Here is a 17088-nt window from a genome sequence, read left to right as displayed (position 1 = left end):
CACTCTTACTCATTGGTAGCCGTCAGGATGGGCTCCATGGGTGGAGTTTCCGCAGTGAAAGTTTCTCGCATTCGGCAGGCCACGCCGGTTGCCGGGTCCCGGATCGTCGGCTTCGGTGCCTACCAGCCGTCAACTGTGGTCACCAGCGAGGAGACGGCCAAGCGTTTCGGCCGGACGGGGGAGTGGGTGCGGGGGCGCACCGGCATCGTGTCGCTGCGCAAGGCCAGCGAGGCCGAGACGGTGCAGGAGATGGCAGTCGCCGCCGGTCGGCAGGCGCTGGGGAACGCGGGTCTCGACGTGTCCCGCGTCGGCCTGGTGATCGTGGCCAGCTGCAGTGCCGCACGGCCGATGCCGGACGTGGCGTCGGAGGTCGCGTACCGCATCGGGGCGAGAACCGCGGGCGCCTTCGACCTGAACGCCGCGTGCGCGGGGTTCTGCTACGCGCTGACGGTCGCGGCGGACGTGGTGCGCAACGGGTCGGCCGACTACGTGCTCGTGGTCGGCACCGAGCGGATGACCGCGTGGGTCGACCCCGCCGATCTGGGAACGTCCATCATCTTCGGTGACGGCGCCGGAGCCGCGGTCGTCGGCCCGTCGACCGAGCCGGGCATCGGCCCAGTCGTCTGGGGCAGCGACGGCCAGGGCGCCGACCTGATCCGTATCCCGGACTTCACGCACGGCATGCACATGGAGGGCCAGGCGGTCTTCCGCTGGGCCACCACCGAGGTTCACCCGATCGCGCTCGCCGCGTGCGAACGCGCCGGGGTGAAACCGGGGCAGCTGGCCGCGATCGTGCCGCACCAGGCCAACCTGCGGATCATCCACGCCATGGCCAAGAAGATCGGAGCTCCGGACGCTGTCGTGGCGCAGGACGTGGTGCGGTCGGGCAACACGTCGGCCGCGTCGATCCCCCTCGCGCTGCAGCGGCTGATCGAGGCCAAGGCCGTCGAACGGGACTCGCTGGCGCTGCTGGTCGGCTTCGGCGCGGGCCTCAGCTACGCCGCGCAAGTGGTCACCTTGCCCTGACCTTGGGGAACGTGTCCCTGACCAGGGTGAGCAGGGTCTGGCTGAGCAGGAGGTGGACCTGGTCGCGGCTGAGGTGGTTGCCCATCACCCATTCGCGGCCCGCGGCCTTCACCATGGCCGCGTACGCCCGGACCATCGCGCGCAGCTGCTCGCGGTGTTCGTTCACGTCGGTCAGGCCCACGAACTCCAGGACCCGGTCGGCGGCGTTCTCGTCGGCTTCGGCCAGGATCCGTTCGATGTCCGGGTCGTGGCCGACACCGCCGACCGCGACGAGCCACGTCTTGCTGTGCCGCAGCACCCTGTCAAGGAACCAGTTCACACTGGCCTCTATCCGCTCTTCCAAACTGCCGGGCGGCAGCGCTTGGGGCGCTGAACTGGGAATAGTCACCATTCGGCGGACAACTTCCAGATAAAGATCGCGTTTCGTGCCGAAATAGTGGTTGATCAACCCTCTGGCGACACCGGCTTCCTGTGCGATGTCCGTTGTCGAGACAGCCGGGTACGGCCGTTCGGAAAATAGCCGGATAGCACAGACGAGGATCTGTTCCCGCCGAGCGTCTGGTTCGAGTCGTCGCCAGCGTGGTTCGGAAGCAGAACTCATGCCTTGAGGATTCCATGCCGCAGGGCTCGGCGTGGAATGGGGCCACCTATTAGCGCTTAGGCGGACTTGCTCTTCGAAGCGCGCTTCTTCTTCGGCGGCTGCTCCGCCGCTGTCTTCGCGCGGGTCTGTTCGACGCTGCGTTCCAATGCGGTCATCAGGTCGATCACGTCGCCGGTGTCTTCCTCTTCCGGGCGTTCCGGCAGTTCAGCGCCGTCCGCCTTGGCCGTGACCAGCTCGGCCATGGCGTCGCGGTATTCGTCGGTGAACTGCTCCGGTTTGAACGAACCCGACATGTTGTCGATCAACGAGGTGGCCATCTTGAGCTCCTGCGGGCGCACCTCGAGATCTTGATCAAGGAATCCGAAATCGGGTTTCCTGATCTCGTCCGGCCAGAAGATCGTGTGCAGAACCAGAACGTCGTCACGAGCGCGCAGGATGCCGAGCGACTCGCGTTGCCTCACGGTGATCTTGACAAGCGCGTGCCGGTCGGTGTCCTCGAGCGCCTGGCGCAACAGCACATAGGGCCGACCGGCCGTCTTGTCCGGGTCGAGGTAGTACGTCTTCTGGAAAAAGATCGGGTCGACCTCCTCGGTCGGCACGAACTCCAGCACCTGGATGGACTTGTCGGTCGAGACGGGCAGTTTCTCGAAATCCTCGTCGGTGAGGATCACCACCCGGCCGTCTTCCAGCTCGTAGCCCTTGGCGATGTCGCGGTATTCGACCTCGTTGCCGCAGATCTCGCACACGCGCTTGTACCGGATCCGGCCCCCGTCCTCGGGGTGGACCTGGTGGAACCGGAAGTCGTGCTCCTCGGTCGAGCCGAACATCCGGACGGCGATGGTCACCAGCCCGAATGAGATGGCACCGCGCCAGACGGGTCTCATAGTGGCTTGGTACCCATCCGGCGCGAGTTTCGCAACCCCAATGGAGTAAATAACGCCAGGTCAGCCGTCGCTGGACAGGCTCGCCCGCAGCGTGTCGAGGCTCTTTGCCAACAACCGGGACACGTGCATCTGGCTGATGCCCAGCCGGTCGGCGATCTGCGTCTGCGTGAGGTTGCCGAAGAACCGCAGCGTGATGATCTTCTGCTGCCGCTCCGGCAGCCGTTTGATCAGCGGGTACAGCGCCTCACGGGCGTCGACGACGCTCAGCTCCGGGTCGTCCGCGCCGAGCGTGTCGGCCAGCGACGCCGAGTCGGGGTCGTCGGTGAGCAGGTAGTCCAGCGACAGCGAGTGGTGCGCGTTGGTGGCCTCCAGGCCCTCGAACACCTCTTCCCGGCTGATCCCGAGGTGCTCGGCGATCTGGCTCGGCGTCGGCGCCCTGCCCAGCTTCTGCGACAGCTCGGTCACCGCGCCGCCGATCGACAGCCGCAGCTCCTTGAGCCTGCGCGGCACGTGCACCGCCCAGCTCGTGTCCCTGATGTGCCGCCGGACCTCGCCCATGATGGTGGGCACCGCGTACGACATGAAGTCCGAGCCGTGCTGCGGGTCGAACCGGTCGACCGCGTTGATCAGGCCGATCCTGGCGACCTGCGCGAGGTCCTCCAGCGGGGCGCCCTGGTGGCTGAACCGGCGTGCGATGTGCTCGGCGACCGGCAGGTGTTCGGTGACCAGCCGCTCCCGCATGCGGGCCCGTTCGGGGCTGTCCGCGGGCAGCGTGGCGAGCTCTTCGAACAGCGGGGCGAGGTGGTCGTAGCCGCCGCGCGGGTTCACTCGCCGCCCGCCGCGTTGCGTTTGGTCACTTCGATCCACAGCAGGTGCCCGCCCGGGTCGGCCGGCGCCTGCGACACGCCCGCGTCCAGCGAGTCGGTCAGCGTGGTCAGCACGTGCCACGAGAACGCGCCGGTGTCCGGCCAGTCGTCGGTGTCCGACAACGCCGTCGCCACGACCTTGATCTCGTTCTTCGGGGTGTAGCGCACGGTCAGGATCGATCCGGCGATCGCCCTGAGCACCAGCATCGAGCACGCCTCGTCGACCGCCATCTTCAGGTCGGCGATCGAATCGAGGTTGTGGTCCTGGCGCATGGCGACCGCGGACGTGATCGCGCGCAGCATCGGCAGCTGCGCGGCGTCGGCCGCGACCCGCACCTCGATCTCGTCGCCGGACGGGTCCGGCTGCTCAGGCTTCGTCACCCGGACAACAGTAGTACTTACACTCGTTTGCAAGAATGAGGGCATGACGGTCCGTCGCCAGCCCGAGCAGGCGAGGCCTGGCGAGGACGACCAGGCCCGCAGGCCGAGCAAGGGCGACCTGACCACGCAGGCCATTCTGGACACCGCGGAACGGTTGCTGGCCAAGCGATCCCTGCACGAGATCGGCATCGACGAGCTGACCGCGGGGGCCGGGTTGTCCCGCTCGACGTTCTACTTCCACTTCGAGTCGCGCGAGGCCGTGCTCTACGCGTTGTCGGAACGTGTCCTGCGGGAGATCTACGCGAGCGGGATCGTCTGGTTCCGCCGCGGCGACGAGCCGCCCAGCGTCGCGGTCCGCCGCGCGCTGACCGCGACCGTGGCGTTGTGGCGGCAGCACGGGCCCGTGCTGCGTGCGTCGGTGCGCGGCCGTGAATCGGACCGGCGCCTGGCTGAGCTGTGGGAACAGGTCGCGCGGCGGTTCATGCGGTCGACTGCGGTCCAGATCGAGAGCGAGCGCAGGGCCGGTCTGGCGCTGCCGGGCCCGCCGTCGGCGCAGACCTTGGCGCGCGTGCTCGTGCTGATGAACGAGACCACCTGCTACCACCAGTCGATGGCCAAGCGCTCGGCCAAGTGGGACGCGGACATCGTGGACACGCTCGCCGAGATCTGGCTGCGCACGATCTACGGCCCCGGCGTGGAGTAGCCGGGCGGATCAGCGGGACATCACATGTCGTCGTCTCGGCCACGAGCGCGTCGAACGGCGGGTAGGGGACGTCCTTCTCCAGTTCGCGGACAAGCGTGTACCGCTCATCGCCGATCTGTCGCATGACGGCACAGAGTTCCCCAGCGCGAGCCCGATCGGACTGTCCGAAAGGGCGGCCTTTTCAGCCGAACCAGGCGCCGCCGTCGGTGATCCGGTGGTACCCCAGCGCCCGGTACACCGCGTTCACCAACGACTGGCCGCGTTCGTTCACGCCGATACCCGTGCCCTGGCGGTTCATCGCGTAGCCGAAGGACAGTTTGGCCCTCGGGTCGGCGAAGCCCAGCGCACCGCCCATCCCGCTGTGACCGAAGGCGTCCTCCGACAGCAGGACGGCTTCCTGGTCGTTCGGGGCCAGGTGCCGGTTGTCGACGGACTTCATGAACCCGCTGGCGAACCTGGACGGCACGAGCACGGTCGCGTCCACCGAGCACGCCGACGTCACCTGGCCCATCACCGCGACCTGGTTGGGGCTGACCAGGCGTACGTCGCCGAACGTGCCGCCGAGCGCCAGCGGGCGGTACATCCCCGCGAGACCGCGGGCGTTGGTGATCGCGCCGGCCGCGCCGACCGTCGAGCGGTGGGCCGTCCCGGAGTTGAACTGCCCGGGCAGCATGTACCCGCCGTTGTTCAGGACCATCAGGCCCGGGATGGACGTCGGGTCGCTCATCGCGATCAGGTAGAGGCTCGGTACCGGTGTTCCCGGCTTGGTGAGGTCCGGCGGGATGGTCGGCGCCACCCTGGCTTCCTCGCTCTCCGGCAGGCTCAGCCAGAACTCGAGGCCGAGCGGCCCGCTCACCGCCGAGGCGAAGAAGTCGGCCAGCGGCTGCCCGCTGACCCGCCTGACCACCTCGCCGACGAGGAACCCGAATGTCAGGCCGTGGTAGCCGTGGGTGGTGCCGGGCGTCCACAGCGGCTCGGCGGCGGCGAGCGTGCTGGTCATCAGCTCCCAGTCGTAGAACGCGCCTTCGGGCAGCTGCTCCCGTACACCGGCCAGTCCTGCCTGGTGGTCGAGCAGGTGCTGGACGAGGACGCCCTCCTTGCCGTTCTGGGCGAACTCGGGCCAGTACTGGGCGACCGGCGCCTTCAGGTCGAGTTCACCGCGGTCGGCCAGGATGTGCGCGCACAGCGCGGTCGCGCCTTTGGTGCACGACCACACGTCGACCAGGGTCTGTGCGTCCCATTCCGCACCGGACCGCGGGTCGGCCACGCCACCCCACAGGTCGACGACCGTCCGGCCGTCGACAGTCACCGTCACGGACGCGCCGACCTCGCCGCGCTCGGCGAAGTTCCGCTCGAACTCCGCGAGCACCTCGACGAACTCAGGCTCGTGCGTGCCGTGGATCGGCATTCGCTCTCACTTCCTTGGGGGTGTTTGGTGCACATGCCGGGGCGAATCATCGGAGTTTTGAGCGTCGATGTGATGACGGGGCTGGACGGGCGGGGTCTGAAGGCGATATACATCGGATGTCTTGGCGGCGGGGAGGAAGGGAAATCCGACATGCACCTGATGCGCCTCGGCGGGATCGGCGAGGAGAAGCCGGTGATCCGCGCCGACGACGGGACGCTGTACGACCTCAGTGGGCTGACCGGCGACATCGATGGTGCTTTCCTTGCCGGGGACGGGATCGCGCGCGCCGCCGACGCCATCGCGAGTGGCTCGGCGCAGCGCGTCGACGACCCAGCTGACGGTACCGGTCTGCGCGTCGGTGCGCCCGTCGCGCAGCCGGGGAAAGTGGTCTGCATCGGCCTGAACTACCGGGAACACGCCGCCGAGTCCGGCGCCGCGATCCCCGGCGAGCCCGTGGTCTTCATGAAGGCGCCGGACTGCGTGGTCGGCCCGTACGACGAGGTCCTCGTGCCGAGGAAGTCGACGAAGACCGACTGGGAGGTCGAGCTGGCGATCGTGATCGGCAGGACCGCGCGGTACCTGGACTCACCCGGCCAGGCGCTCGGGCACATCGCCGGGTACGCGATCTCCAACGACGTCTCCGAGCGCGAGTTCCAGCTGGAACGGCCCGGCGGCCAGTGGGACAAGGGCAAGTCGTGCGAGACGTTCAACCCGCTCGGCCCGTGGCTGCGCCCGGCGAGCGAGATCCCCGACCCGCAGGACCTCGCGTTGCGGCTGTGGGTCAACGGCGAGCTCAAGCAGGACTCCAGCACCAAGGACATGATCTTCCCGGTGGCCGAGATCGTGTACTCGCTGAGCCAGTACATGGTGCTGCGGCCAGGTGACGTGATCAACACCGGCACCCCGCAGGGGGTCGCGCTCGGCCAGCCTGAGCCCAAGCCGTACCTGCGGCAGGGGGACGTGGTCGAACTCGAGATCGAAGGCCTCGGCCGCCAGCGGCAGACCGTCGGGCAGGCGTGACATGGCGACGATCGTCGGTATGGACGTCCTCGACGTCCGTTTCCCCACCTCGCGTGAGCTCGACGGCTCGGACGCGATGAACCCGGACCCGGATTACTCGGCCGCCTACGTCGTGCTGCACGCCGACGAAGGCCCCGACGGGTACGGCTTCGCGTTCACCATCGGCCGCGGCAACGACGTGCAGGCCGCGGCGATCCGCGCGCTCGAAGGTCACGTGCTCGGGTTGCCAGTGCCGCAGGACGCGACGGCACTGGCTTCCCTTTCCCGGCAACTGGTCGGCGATTCGCAGCTGCGGTGGCTCGGCCCGGAGAAGGGCGTCGCGCACATGGCCGTCGGCGCCGTCGTGAACGCCGCGTGGGACCTCGCGGCACGCCGTGCGGACAAGCCGGTCTGGCAGTTCCTGAGCGACATGGCGCCCGAGGAGATCGTCGGTCTCGTCGATTTCCGGTACCTGACCGACGCGATCACGCCCGACGAGGCGTACGAGATCCTCACGCGCGCCCAGCAAGGCAAGGCCGAGCGTGTCCAGCACGTGCTCGACAACGGGTACCGCGCGTACACGACCTCGCCGGGCTGGCTCGGCTATTCCGACGACAAGCTGGTGCGGCTGTCCAAGCAGGCCGTCGCCGACGGCTTCGACATGATCAAGCTGAAGGTCGGCGGCGACCTCGACGACGACATCCGCAGGCTGCGCCTGGCCAGGGCCGCGGTCGGCGACGAGATCCGGATCGCCGTCGACGCCAACCAGCGCTGGGACGTCTCGGTCGCGGTCGCGTGGATGCGGGCGCTGGCACCGTTCGACCCGTACTGGATCGAAGAACCGACCTCACCGGACGACATCCTGGCCCACCAGGCGATCGCCACCCGGATCGCGCCGATCCGGGTGGCCTCCGGCGAGCACGTGCACAACCGCGTGATGTTCAAGCAGATGCTCCAGGCCGAGGCGATCTCGGTGCTCCAGCTGGACGCGGCCCGCGTCGGCGGCGTCAACGAGAACGTGGCGATCCTGTTGCTGGCGGCCAAGTTCGGAGTCCCGGTGTGCCCGCACGCCGGCGGTGTCGGACTGTGCGAACTGGTCCGGCACCTGTCGATGTTCGACTACGTCGCCGTGTCCGGCACGCAGACCGACCGGGCCATCGAGTGGGTCGACCACCTGCACGAGCACTTCACCGACCCGGCCGTCGTGCGCGCCGGGTACTACCTCGCGCCGCGCAAACCCGGTTTCTCCGCGCGGATGCACGACGCCACGTTGCGGCGCTACCGCTTCCCTGATGGTCCAGAGTGGACGGGAGAGAACTCGTGAGTGACTTCGCCGGGCTTGTCGCCGCGGTCACCGGCGGCGCGTCGGGCATCGGCCTGGCCACGGCGAACCTGCTGACCAGCAGGGGAGCCACGGTCGCCGCGCTCGACCTCGACCCGGGCGGCCTGCCGGACGGCATCACCGGCTTCGCGGTCGACGTCTCCGACGACGCGCAGGTGAAGTCCGCTGTGGACGGTGTGGCCGAGCGGTTCGGCCGGCTGGACGTGGTGGTCAACAACGCGGGCATCGGTGCCGTCGGCGACGTCGCGGCCAACGACGACGACGAGTGGCTGCGGGTGCTGAACGTGAACGTGGTCGGGATGGCCAGGGTCGCCCGGCACGCCCTGCCGTACTTGCGGCACTCGCCGGCCGCCGCGGTCGTCAACACGTGCTCGATCGCCGCGTGGGCCGGACTCCCGCAGCGCGCCCTGTACTCCGCGAGCAAAGGCGCGGTGTACGCGTTGACCCTGGCCATGGCGGCCGACCACGTCCGCGAAGGCATCCGGGTCAACTGCGTCGCGCCGGGCACGGCGGACACGCCATGGGTGGGCAGGTTGCTCGACCAGGCAGCGGACCCGGCAGCCGAACGACTCGCCCTGAACGCACGCCAGCCGACGGGCCGGCTCGTGTCGGCCGACGAGGTGGCCAACGCGATCGCCTACCTGGCCAGCCCCCTGTCGGGCGCCACGGTGGGAACGGTGCTTGCCGTGGACGGCGGCATGCACGGCCTGCGCCTCAGGCCCCCCGCCCAGTAAAAAGCTCGTGAGTGTTTCGTCCGGTTAGAACCGGCCAAAACACTCACGAGGGTTTGTCTTGGACTATGTCGACACCGCCGTCAAGGAGGACCTGTGGTGCCCGTCCGCAGTTCAATCAAGACCGTGGCCACGGTTGCCACTGTGGTCCTGGCCGCCGCCGCGTGCGGCCAGTCCCCGTCGGGTTCGCCCGGCGGCGCAGCCGATGGCAACGCCAAGGTGGGCGTGGACTTCCCGCGTGCCGACTCGGACTTCTGGAACTCGTACATCAAGTACGTGCCGCAGTTCGGCAAGGAGCTGAACGTCAACCTGATGCCGTCGACCAACTCGCAGAACAAGGTCGAGAACCTGGTCGCCAACGTACAGACGCTGCAGGGCCAGGGCGCCAAGGCGATCGTGATGGCGCCGCAGGACACCGGCGCGATCGCGACCACGTTGCAGCGCTTGGAGCAGCAGAGGATCCCAGTGGTCACAGTGGACACCCGGCCGGACAGTGGCAAGGTGTACATGGTCGTGCGCGCGGACAACAAGGCCTACGGCGAGAAGGCGTGCGCGTTCCTCGGCGAGAAGCTCGGCGGCAAGGGCAAGGTCGTCGAGTTCCAGGGCGCGCTGTCCAGCGTGAACGGACGTGACCGCTCCGAGGCCTTCGCCAAGTGCATGAAGGACAAGTACCCGGGCATCACGGTGTTCGAGGAGCCGACCGACTGGGAGGGTTCGAAGGCCGCGTCCGCGTTGCAGACCCGGCTCAACCAGCACCCGGACATCAAGGGCATCTACATGCAGGCCGGTGGCGTGTTCCTGGCGCCGACGCTGCAGGTGCTGCGCTCGACCAACCACCTGCTTCCGGCCGGGGACCCGAACCACATCTTCATCGTGTCCAACGACGGCATCCCGCAGGAGTTCGAGGCGATCCGCAAGGGCGAGATCGACGCGACCGTCTCCCAGCCCGCGGACCTGTACGCGAAGTGGGCGCTGTTCTACGCCAAGGCCGCGCTGGAGGGCAAGACGTTCCAGCCGGGCAAGACCGACCACGAGTCGACCATCGTGGACGTGGGCAACGGCAACCTGGAGGACCAGCTGCCCGCGCCGCTCGTGACCAAGGACAACGTCGATGACAAGGCGTTGTGGGGCAACCAGATCGGCAAGTGATGAGTGCTGTCAACCAACCGGCGGCGAGCGGGCAGTTCGCCGCCGTGGCGCGCGGCGTCACCAAGCGCTACGGCAGGACGGTGGCGCTCGACGACGTCGGCATCGAGATCAGGGACGGCGAGTCGCACGCGCTCGTCGGCCGCAACGGCGCCGGCAAGTCCACTTTGGTCTCGATACTGACCGGCCTGCAGGCGGCCGACAGCGGCGAGGTCTCCTTCTTCGGCAACCCCGCGCCCGCGCTGAGCGACCGCGAGGGCTGGCGGCGCAACGTGGCGTGCGTGTACCAGCGGTCCACGATCATGCCCGCGTTGTCCGTGGCGGAGAACCTGTTCATCAACCGCCAGGGCAAGCGGATGATCAGCTGGCCGAAGCTGCGCAAGCAGGCGAGCGAGCTGCTCGAACCGTTCGGTGTGGCCGTGGACGTCACCACGCCCGCGTCGGAGCTGACGGTCGAGCAGCGCCAGCTGGTGGAGATCGCCCGTGCGCTGTCGGTTGGCGCCAGGTTCATCATCCTCGACGAACCGACCGCGCAGCTGGACGGGCCGGCGATCGAGCGCTTGTTCGAGCGGCTGCGGGCGTTGCAGGACACCGGCATCACGTTCATGTTCATCTCCCACCACCTGGAAGAGATCTACGAGGTGTGCCAGACGGTCACGGTTTTCCGCGACGCCAGGCACATCCTCACCGCGCCCGTGGCCGAGCTGGGCCGCGCGGAACTGGTGGACGCGATGACCGGCGAGCCGGGCGGCCTGTCCGTGCCCGGCGCGGCGGACCGGCCCGATGTCTCGCAGGACACCGGGGTGGCGCTGAACGTGAGGAATCTGACCGGGGACTCGTTCAGCGACGTCAGCCTGAGCATCCGCAAGGGCGAGGTGATCGGCCTCGCGGGCAGCGCGTCCAGCGGCAAGCACCAGCTCGCCGAGACGGTGTACGGCCTGCGCAAGGCGTCCTCCGGTGTGATCGAAGTGGACGGACGCAAGGTCAGACCGGGCTCGGTCCTCGACGCGTTGCGCCACGGGATCGGCTGTGTGCCGCGGGATCGTCACCACCAGGGGCTCGTGCTGGGGCTGAGCATCGCGGAGAACGCGGCGATGACCGTGATGAACAAGCTCGGCCCGGCCGGTCTCGTCGCGCCCAAGCGGCTGGCCGGTGTCGGCAGCAACGCGATCGAGTCCTACGACATCGTCACTTCCGGCGCCGACCAGCCGGTGTCGGACCTGTCCGGCGGCAACCAGCAGAAAGTCGTGATGGCACGGGCGCTGGCCAGTGACCCGCGGGTGCTGGTGCTGATCAACCCGACCGCGGGTGTCGACGTGAAGTCGAAGGAGTCGCTGCTCGGCGTGGTCGACCGGGTCGCCCGCGCGGGCACGGCGGTGATCGTGGTGTCCGACGAACTGGACGATCTACGGGTGTGCGACCGGGTGCTGGTGATGTTCCACGGCGAGGTGGCGCACGAGTTCGGGCGGGACTGGACTGAACAGGACCTGGTCGCGGCCATCGAAGGGGTGTCTGAGAAATGACCGAAACGCTCTCGCCGGACACCGGCGCGTCGACGGCCACCGCCTCCGGCCGCCGCCCGCCGCTGCGGTTCGCGCGGTTCCGCGACCTGGCATTGGTCCCGGCGATCGTCATTCTGCTGGTGGTCGGGGCGTTGCTGGATCCGACCTTCCTCACCACGGGCAACCTGCTGGGCGTGCTGCAGCAGCAGAGCGCGCTGAGCCTCTTGGTGCTGGCCGAGGCGATGATCCTGATCACCGGCAAGTTCGACCTGTCGCTGGAGTCGACGATCGGCTTCGCGCCGGTGCTGGCGATCGCGCTCGTGGTGCCCGCGTCCGCGCACGGCCTCGGCACGGAGTGGGCCGCGTGGCTCGCGGTTCCGCTGTGCCTGCTGACCGGGGCGCTGATCGGTGCGTTCAACGGGTTGCTGATCCTGAAGTTCCAGCTGTCGGCGTTCATCGTGACGCTGGGCATGCTGATCACCGTCCGCGGTCTGCACGAGGGAGTCTCCGGCGGCAACAGCCTGTTCCAGATCCCGCAGTCGTTCATGTACCTGGGCTTCGAGACGTGGCTCGGGCTGCCGCTGTCGGTGTGGATCTCGCTGGCGCTGTTCGCGATCGGCATCGTCGCGCTGTCGTACTTCCGCCAGGGCCGCTCGCTGTACGCGGTCGGCGGCAACGTCGACGCCGCGAAAGCAGCGGGTATCCGCACCAACAAGGTGATCTGGACGGTCCTGATCATCGGCGGTGTGCTCGCCGCGCTCGCCGGGATGCTGGAGACCGGCAGGCTCGGCGCGATCGGCGCCAACCTGGGCGACGGGATGATCTTCGACGTCTTCGCCGCGGCCGTGATCGGCGGGATCAGCCTCAACGGCGGCAAGGGCACGCTGTTCGGCGCGCTGTGCGGTGTCCTGGTGCTCGGGCTGATCCTGAACATCCTGCGGCTGACGGCTGTGGACGGGCACTGGTTCAACGCGATCAAGGGTGTCATCATCCTCCTCGCGCTCGTGCTGTCCCGACTGACGACCGGCAAGGCCCAGGAGTAGCCGCATGGAGACGGTTGCGTTGCACACCCGGCTCAAACCGGGCAAGGAAGCCGACTACGACCGCGTGCACGCGGCCATCCCGCCTGAGCTGGACGTGGCGCTGCGGGACGCGGGCGTGCGCTCGTGGCGGATCTGGCGCAGCGGCCGCGATCTGTTCCACGTCGTCGAGGTCGACGACTACGCCAGGATGCGCGACTCGCTGCGCGATCATCCCGCCAACGTCCCGTGGCAGGCGCGGATGGCCGAGCTGCTGGAGGTCGAGGACGACTACTCCGGCGCCGAGCCGGACGTCAGGAAGGTGTGGGAGCTGCCGTGAAGGTCGAGGTTTCGAAGTTCGGGTTCGGCGCGGGCGGTATCGGCAATCTCTATACCGAAGTGACCGACGCCGACGCCGAAGCGGCGCTGCAGGCGGCGTGGGACGCGGGTGTTCGGTATTTCGACACCGCGCCGCACTACGGCTTGGGTCTGTCCGAGCGGCGGCTGGGCAAGTTCCTCGCCGGTAAGCCGCGTGCCGAGTACGTGGTGTCCACAAAGGTCGGACGGCTGCTCGAACCGTTCGACGGCACGGGACTGGACCTGGCCGACGGGTTCGCCGTGCCGCGCACGCACCGCCGGGTGTGGGACTTCAGCGCGGACGGGGTCCGCAGGTCGCTGGAGTCCTCGTTGGAACGTCTCGGTCTTGACCGGGTGGACGTCCTGCTGCTGCACGACCCGGACGACCACGGTGAACAGGCGTCACGGGAAGGCATTCCCGCGTTGGAGGACCTGCGCGCACAGGGGGTGGTCGGCGCGATCGGCGCCGGGATGAACCAGTGGCAGCTGCCCGCGAAGTTCGTCCGGGAGTCGTCGATCGACGTGGTGATGCTCGCCGGCCGGTACACGCTGCTGGAACAGACCGCGGCGGACGAGTTCCTGCCGCTGTGCGAAGAACGAGGCGTGTCGATCCTCGCGGCCGGTGTGTTCAACTCGGGTCTGCTCGCGCGAACGCAGGTGTCCGACGACGCCAAGTACAACTACGCTCAGGCGCCGAAGGAACTGGTTGTGCGCGCGCAACGGATCGCGACGGTCTGTGAGCGGCACGGTGTCACGCTGCCACAGGCGGCTGTGCAGTTCGTGCTGCGTCATCCAGCGGTCGCGTCGGTCGTGCTCGGGGTGAAGTCGCAGGCGCAGGCGGTCCGCAACGCGAGCCTGTTCGCCCAACCGGTACCGGACGAGCTGTGGGACGACCTGCGTGCGGAAGGACTGCTGGCTGGATGAGGGTCGACGCGCACCACCACCTCTGGGACCTGTCGGTCCGCGACCAGGACTGGATCGACCCGGTGACGATGTCCGCGATCCGTCGCGACTTCGGCCCGGCGGACCTGGCCGGAGCGGCTGCCGGGTTCGACCGGACCGTGCTCGTGCAGACGGTCGTGGCCGCCGGGGAGACCCCGGAGTTGCTGGTGGTCGCGTCGGAGACGGCACGCATCGGCGCGGTGGTCGGCTGGGTGGACCTGACAGCGCCGTCTGTCGTGGACGACCTGGCGAGGCTGAAGTCCGGGCCTGGTGGTGAGTGGTTGCGCGGGATCCGGCACCAGGTCCAAGGCGAGGCGGATCCGCGCTGGTTGTGCCGTGACGACGTACAACGCGGCCTGCGAGCCGTGTTCGACGCCGGACTGCTGTACGAACTGCTGGTGCTGCCGCATCAGCTGGCGGCGTCGATCGAGGCTGTCGCGGCGTTCCAGGACTTCCCGTTCGTGCTGGACCACTGCGCGAAACCGCCGATCGCCCGTGGCCTGCTGCAGCCATGGGCGTCGGCGATCCGGGAACTCGCGGGCTTCGAGAACGCCACGTGCAAGCTCTCCGGCCTGGTCACCGAAGCGGACTGGGCACAGTGGACGGTCGACGACCTGCGGCCGTACGCCGGCGTGGTGCTCGACGCGTTCGGGCCGTCGCGGCTGATGTTCGGCTCGGACTGGCCGGTGTGCCTGCTGGCCGGGTCGTACGGCCAGGTTGTCGCCGCAGCGGAGGACCTGACCGCCGGTCTCGGGGAAGCCGAGCGCGATCAGGTCTTCGGCCGTACGGCGCAACGCGTCTACGGGCTGTGAACGAGCTTCTTCGTGCGGTCGAGCCGTCCTGAGTACACCGCGACCCCGAGGCCGACGAGGACGAGCAGGGCGCCGATCCAGTTCGTGGACGTGTAACCGAGGCCGTGCTCGATGGCCAGGCCGCCGACCCAGGCGCCGATGGCGTTGGCCAGGTTGAACGCGCCGATGTTGGCGGCGGAGGCCAGCGCGGGCGCGCCTTCGGCCTTGGCGAGCGCACGGATCTGCAGCGGGGAGATGGTGGCGAACCCGGCCGCGCCGAACAGCACGATCGTGATCGCCGCGCCGACCTGGGAGTGCGCGGTGAACGTGAAGACCAGCAGAACCACCGCGAGCGCCGCGAGGAAGCCGTACAGGCTGGGCATCAGCGCCTTGTCCGCGGCCTTGCCGCCGAACAGGTTCCCGGTGACCACGCCGACGCCGAACAGCACCAGCAACCAGGTGACCGCACCGGGGGAGAACCCGGCGACCTCGGTCATCATCGGCGCGATGTACGTGAACGACGTGAAGATCCCGGCGAAACCGAACGTGGTCATCGCCAGCGCCAGCCAGACCTGCGGACGGCGGAAAACAGCCAGCTCGTGGCGGAGGTTGGTCGTGGTGTCCTTCGGGATGGCGGGGACGAGCGCGAGGACGCCGAGCATCGCGACGAGTCCGAGCGCGGACACAGCCCAGAACGCCGACCGCCAGCCGAACGCGTGACCCAGCGCGGTGCCGAGTGGAACACCGAGGACATTGGCGAGGGTGAGGCCGGTGAACATCAACGCGATGGCACTGGCCTGCTTGGCGGGCGCGACCAGGCTCGCGGCGACGACCGAGCCGACGCCGAAGAACGCGCCGTGTGAAAGAGAGGTGACGATCCGGCCGACGAGCAGCAGTTCGTAGCTGGGCGCGATCGCGCAAAGCACATTGCCGAGGACGAAGAGGCCCATCAGGCCGATCAGCATGGGCTTGCGCGACCAGCGCGACCCGATCGCGGTCAGCAGCGGGGCGCCGACGACGACACCGAGGGCGTATCCGCTGATCAGCAGCCCGGCGGTGGGGATGCTGACGGAGTAGGTGGCGGCGACTTCGGGCAGCAGGCCCATGATGACGAACTCGGTCGTCCCGATCCCGAAGGCACCGATTGCCAGCGCGAGGAGCGCGATAGGCATGGTTGAGGTCTCCACTCCCAGTAGTTCAAGCCCGCGCGACTACCCGCCAGCGAGATAGTTGCACACGCGGGTAATTGCTCAGGCCCAATACTGGGGTGTGCATGGAAGCGAGTGCAAGCGGTGCAGCGGTGACGCGCGTCACGCGGGCATGCAAAAGCCCCGGCGTCGAGGACGCCGGGGCGCTGTGGTTGCTGGCTACTGCAACGTGGCGGTGAAAACGCGCCAACTGGTGGTGGGGATGGATAAGGAAGCGTTGGGGTTCTTGGAGTCCCGCACCTCACCCCAGGGCGCGACCTCAACGCATTCGTTGCCTTCGTAGCCGCTGAAGCTCGACTTCTTCCACGTCGACCAGTGCTGATCCATGCGGCTCCAACCTGCTACCGCTACCGCTGTGCTCGCAGGAAGCGGATGCTGTCGTTCGGTGACATCGCTGCTTCGCCCAGTTTGGCAAACTTCGAGGTCGCACCGTTGACAATCTTCTCGTCGTCGACGAACTGCCCGACGTTGGCGTACTCGAAGTAGGTGACCGGAAGCGAGATCTCCGGGTCGAACTCCAACAGGACGAAGGCGCCTGACATGGCCGGGTGAAATCCCGCGTCGAACGGCAGGATCTGGATGGTGATGTTGGGCCGCTCGCTCATCGCGACCAAGTGCTCCAGTTGGGCCTTCGCGAGGCGCAGGTGAGCCATGCGGTGGATGACAGCTTCGGAGCAGATGGCGTGCAGCGCCAACGGAAAGTCTTCGTCGAAGAGTCGCTGTTGCCGTCGGAGGCGGAACTCGACCCAGTGATCGATGTCCGCGGTGCTGGCTGCGTGGTTCAGCTGGCGGATGTAGTCCTCGGTCTGCAACAGGCCGGGAACGAGCTCGATCTGGAACGTGCTCATCGATGTGGCGTCGGACTCGGCGCCCACATAGGTCTGCATGGTCGGCGGCAGCTTCGCGGTGGACCACCAGCCGGGCTTCGACGCGTCGCGCCGGATTTCCTCGAGTACGGCGAGGTTTTCCTCGGCCTTGTAGAGCCGGACCAGCGCCATCAGTTCGGTCTTCTTGATCGAGTTGCGGCCGTTCTCGATGTGCCGGACCTTCGCCGGTGAGCAGTCGAGTTCGCTGGCCGCGGTCTCCACGTTCAGCTCGACGGCCTCGCGCAACCTGCGGAGCTCCTTGCCGAGGATGCGTTTGCGTGTCGTCGGGCCGGGCGGGCGTGGCATGGCGTGATCG

19 protein-coding genes are annotated in these 17088 nt (G+C 68.2%); 11 read left to right on the top strand and 8 right to left on the bottom strand.

Features of this window, described 5'->3' with window-relative positions:
* The first annotated feature begins 54 nt into the window (after nt 1–54).
* Nucleotides 55–1026 carry a beta-ketoacyl-ACP synthase III gene (locus AOZ06_RS35565; RefSeq protein ID WP_335338308.1) on the top strand — a complete coding sequence of 324 codons (972 nt, stop codon included), beginning with the start codon at nt 55–57 and terminating at the stop codon, nt 1024–1026.
* Here AOZ06_RS35565 and AOZ06_RS62310 read toward each other — a convergent pair.
* The 4 genes from AOZ06_RS62310 to AOZ06_RS35545 are packed head-to-tail and all read right to left on the bottom strand — an operon-like array spanning nt 1013 to nt 3758.
* Nucleotides 1013–1627: a TetR/AcrR family transcriptional regulator gene (locus AOZ06_RS62310; RefSeq protein WP_054293382.1), complete on the bottom strand. Its 615-nt coding sequence runs from the start codon at nt 1625–1627 to the stop codon at nt 1013–1015. The two genes, AOZ06_RS35565 and AOZ06_RS62310, sit on opposite strands and share 14 nt — an antisense overlap.
* A gap of 56 nt (nt 1628–1683) precedes the next feature.
* Entirely contained in the window at nt 1684–2511 is an 828-nt protein-coding gene (gene ku, locus AOZ06_RS35555; RefSeq protein ID WP_054293381.1) for a non-homologous end joining protein Ku, read from the bottom strand.
* Nucleotides 2512–2571: 60 nt separating this feature from the next.
* Entirely contained in the window at nt 2572–3339 is a 768-nt protein-coding gene (locus tag AOZ06_RS35550; protein ID WP_054293380.1) for a SigB/SigF/SigG family RNA polymerase sigma factor, read from the bottom strand.
* Entirely contained in the window at nt 3336–3758 is a 423-nt protein-coding gene (locus AOZ06_RS35545; RefSeq protein ID WP_054293379.1) for an ATP-binding protein, read from the bottom strand. Before AOZ06_RS35545 ends, AOZ06_RS35550 begins: the two co-directional genes overlap by 4 nt.
* A 43-nt stretch (nt 3759–3801) precedes the next feature.
* Between AOZ06_RS35545 and AOZ06_RS35540 the strand changes: the two genes are divergently transcribed.
* Nucleotides 3802–4461 carry a TetR/AcrR family transcriptional regulator gene (locus tag AOZ06_RS35540; RefSeq protein WP_054293378.1) on the top strand — a complete coding sequence of 220 codons (660 nt, stop codon included), beginning with the start codon at nt 3802–3804 and terminating at the stop codon, nt 4459–4461.
* 181 nt (nt 4462–4642) lie between these two features.
* Here the strand turns inward: AOZ06_RS35540 and AOZ06_RS35535 are convergent, their stop codons facing one another.
* Nucleotides 4643–5869: a serine hydrolase domain-containing protein gene (locus AOZ06_RS35535; RefSeq protein WP_054293377.1), complete on the bottom strand. Its 1227-nt coding sequence runs from the start codon at nt 5867–5869 to the stop codon at nt 4643–4645.
* A 150-nt stretch (nt 5870–6019) separates the two neighbouring features.
* Here AOZ06_RS35535 and AOZ06_RS35530 point away from each other — a divergent pair, with 150 nt between their 5' ends.
* The 9 genes from AOZ06_RS35530 (at nt 6020) to AOZ06_RS35490 (ending at nt 14719) form a co-directional block, all read left to right on the top strand.
* Nucleotides 6020–6889, top strand: coding sequence for a fumarylacetoacetate hydrolase family protein (locus AOZ06_RS35530; RefSeq protein ID WP_054293376.1), 870 nt, complete (start codon nt 6020–6022; stop codon nt 6887–6889).
* 1 nt (nt 6890) lies between these two features.
* Nucleotides 6891–8192: an enolase C-terminal domain-like protein gene (locus AOZ06_RS35525; protein WP_054293375.1), complete on the top strand. Its 1302-nt coding sequence runs from the start codon at nt 6891–6893 to the stop codon at nt 8190–8192.
* The gene (locus tag AOZ06_RS35520; RefSeq protein WP_054293374.1) at nt 8189–8944 is read left to right on the top strand and encodes an SDR family NAD(P)-dependent oxidoreductase; all 756 of its coding nucleotides are present in this window, start codon (nt 8189–8191) and stop codon (nt 8942–8944) included. Before AOZ06_RS35525 ends, AOZ06_RS35520 begins: the two co-directional genes overlap by 4 nt.
* Nucleotides 8945–9058: 114 nt before the next feature.
* Nucleotides 9059–10090 (top strand): sugar ABC transporter substrate-binding protein, encoded by a 1032-nt coding sequence (locus AOZ06_RS35515; protein ID WP_218922193.1) that lies wholly within the window; start codon nt 9059–9061, stop codon nt 10088–10090.
* Nucleotides 10090–11610: a sugar ABC transporter ATP-binding protein gene (locus AOZ06_RS35510; RefSeq protein ID WP_054293373.1), complete on the top strand. Its 1521-nt coding sequence runs from the start codon at nt 10090–10092 to the stop codon at nt 11608–11610. Before AOZ06_RS35515 ends, AOZ06_RS35510 begins: the two co-directional genes overlap by 1 nt.
* Entirely contained in the window at nt 11607–12632 is a 1026-nt protein-coding gene (locus AOZ06_RS35505; RefSeq protein WP_054293372.1) for an ABC transporter permease, read from the top strand. Before AOZ06_RS35510 ends, AOZ06_RS35505 begins: the two co-directional genes overlap by 4 nt.
* Nucleotides 12633–12636: 4 nt before the next feature.
* Nucleotides 12637–12948, top strand: coding sequence for an L-rhamnose mutarotase (locus tag AOZ06_RS35500; protein WP_054293371.1), 312 nt, complete (start codon nt 12637–12639; stop codon nt 12946–12948).
* Nucleotides 12945–13889 carry an aldo/keto reductase gene (locus AOZ06_RS35495; protein WP_054293370.1) on the top strand — a complete coding sequence of 315 codons (945 nt, stop codon included), beginning with the start codon at nt 12945–12947 and terminating at the stop codon, nt 13887–13889. The genes AOZ06_RS35500 and AOZ06_RS35495 overlap by 4 nt, the downstream gene beginning before the upstream one ends.
* Entirely contained in the window at nt 13886–14719 is an 834-nt protein-coding gene (locus AOZ06_RS35490; RefSeq protein ID WP_054293369.1) for an amidohydrolase family protein, read from the top strand. Before AOZ06_RS35495 ends, AOZ06_RS35490 begins: the two co-directional genes overlap by 4 nt.
* On the opposite strand, the gene AOZ06_RS35485 is transcribed toward AOZ06_RS35490, so the two are convergent.
* From AOZ06_RS35485 to AOZ06_RS35480, 3 genes are all read right to left on the bottom strand, one after another.
* A complete protein-coding gene (locus AOZ06_RS35485) occupies nt 14707–15870 on the bottom strand; it encodes an MFS transporter (RefSeq protein ID WP_054293368.1) in 1164 nt (387 codons plus the stop codon). The two genes, AOZ06_RS35490 and AOZ06_RS35485, sit on opposite strands and share 13 nt — an antisense overlap.
* A gap of 195 nt (nt 15871–16065) precedes the next feature.
* Nucleotides 16066–16233, bottom strand: a complete 168-nt coding sequence (locus tag AOZ06_RS54910; protein ID WP_083472137.1) for a DUF397 domain-containing protein — start codon at nt 16231–16233, stop codon at nt 16066–16068.
* 20 nt (nt 16234–16253) lie between these two features.
* Nucleotides 16254–17078 (bottom strand): helix-turn-helix domain-containing protein, encoded by an 825-nt coding sequence (locus AOZ06_RS35480; protein WP_054293367.1) that lies wholly within the window; start codon nt 17076–17078, stop codon nt 16254–16256.
* Nucleotides 17079–17088 lie beyond the last annotated feature (10 nt).

The organism is Kibdelosporangium phytohabitans, assembly GCF_001302585.1.
Lineage (GTDB): Bacteria > Actinomycetota > Actinomycetes > Mycobacteriales > Pseudonocardiaceae > Kibdelosporangium > Kibdelosporangium phytohabitans.
The sequence above is the reverse complement of the archived record's forward strand: the minus strand, read 5'-3'. Positions and strand labels throughout refer to the sequence as shown.

What these genes read in the sequence shown, in the direction of transcription:
- AOZ06_RS62310 (WP_054293382.1), bottom strand. Translation starts at nt 1,627, where the DNA reads ATGAGTTCTGCTTCCGAACCACGCTGGCGACGACTCGAACCAGACGCT.
- ku (WP_054293381.1), bottom strand. Translation starts at nt 2,511, where the DNA reads ATGAGACCCGTCTGGCGCGGTGCCATCTCATTCGGGCTGGTGACCATC.
- AOZ06_RS35540 (WP_054293378.1), top strand. Translation starts at nt 3,802, where the DNA reads ATGACGGTCCGTCGCCAGCCCGAGCAGGCGAGGCCTGGCGAGGACGAC.
- AOZ06_RS35535 (WP_054293377.1), bottom strand. Translation starts at nt 5,869, where the DNA reads ATGCCGATCCACGGCACGCACGAGCCTGAGTTCGTCGAGGTGCTCGCG.
- AOZ06_RS35530 (WP_054293376.1), top strand. Translation starts at nt 6,020, where the DNA reads ATGCACCTGATGCGCCTCGGCGGGATCGGCGAGGAGAAGCCGGTGATC.
- AOZ06_RS35525 (WP_054293375.1), top strand. Translation starts at nt 6,891, where the DNA reads ATGGCGACGATCGTCGGTATGGACGTCCTCGACGTCCGTTTCCCCACC.
- AOZ06_RS35510 (WP_054293373.1), top strand. Translation starts at nt 10,090, where the DNA reads ATGAGTGCTGTCAACCAACCGGCGGCGAGCGGGCAGTTCGCCGCCGTG.
- AOZ06_RS35505 (WP_054293372.1), top strand. Translation starts at nt 11,607, where the DNA reads ATGACCGAAACGCTCTCGCCGGACACCGGCGCGTCGACGGCCACCGCC.
- AOZ06_RS35500 (WP_054293371.1), top strand. Translation starts at nt 12,637, where the DNA reads ATGGAGACGGTTGCGTTGCACACCCGGCTCAAACCGGGCAAGGAAGCC.
- AOZ06_RS35490 (WP_054293369.1), top strand. Translation starts at nt 13,886, where the DNA reads ATGAGGGTCGACGCGCACCACCACCTCTGGGACCTGTCGGTCCGCGAC.
- AOZ06_RS35485 (WP_054293368.1), bottom strand. Translation starts at nt 15,870, where the DNA reads ATGCCTATCGCGCTCCTCGCGCTGGCAATCGGTGCCTTCGGGATCGGG.
- AOZ06_RS54910 (WP_083472137.1), bottom strand. Translation starts at nt 16,233, where the DNA reads ATGGATCAGCACTGGTCGACGTGGAAGAAGTCGAGCTTCAGCGGCTAC.
- AOZ06_RS35480 (WP_054293367.1), bottom strand. Translation starts at nt 17,078, where the DNA reads ATGCCACGCCCGCCCGGCCCGACGACACGCAAACGCATCCTCGGCAAG.